At 55.2% G+C, this 656-nt stretch carries 1 protein-coding gene; it reads left to right on the top strand.

All coding sequences use genetic code 11. The features are described from left to right. Positions 1-656: hypothetical protein (locus B5M42_RS25085; protein ID WP_230633188.1), on the top strand; the 656-nt coding region annotated here is incomplete at both ends.

Below are 656 nucleotides of genomic sequence, written 5' to 3'. Positions count from 1 at the left end.
GCGCCGACGGGTACCATCGCGATCCAGCCGTCGACAGTGTATCAGAATGACGATGTGACGGTAACGATCGTGCCGACAGACCCGGACGGCGATGTGGTCAATATTCAGGTGGAAAGAAGCATGAACGGAGGAACGTATCAAACGATTTACACGGTTTCCGCCATCCCGTCCGGAACGACCAAGGCATTTATGATGCTGGATGTGCCGCAGAGCAGCTATACATTGAGATTGACGGTGACAGATCCGATGGGTGCTTCGTACCAGACGCTGCTATCCTTTACGGCGCATGAGCTGCAAACGATTGGCTATGTGACCCATACGGAGCAGTGGGAGATCCATCGGCAAAATTACAATGCCGCGCATCCGGCGAGTACGAGAGGACCGGCGGTATTCTGGGCCGGGGAGCGGCTGATGGTATCAGCGAATGTGACGAACACGGGAACGGCGACGGTAGCAACATCAGTCAGTGCTAAATTAATGGGGCCGGACACAAGCGCAGGCTTAAACAGCGCCAATCGGGTGAACTGGAGCGGCGAGCTATGGGACGGGGGATTTGACCGGTTGGCGGACGGGCTGTACACGGTTCGGTTTACGACGGTTTGGAGCAACGGATACGTCCAAACGTATGATGTGCCGATCACGATTAAAAACAAGAT

Source organism: Paenibacillus athensensis (assembly GCF_004514475.2).
Classification (GTDB): domain Bacteria; phylum Bacillota; class Bacilli; order Paenibacillales; family NBRC-103111; genus Paenibacillus_AL; species Paenibacillus_AL athensensis.
Note: the sequence above shows the minus strand (reverse complement) of the source record. Positions and strands in the feature narration are given on the sequence as shown.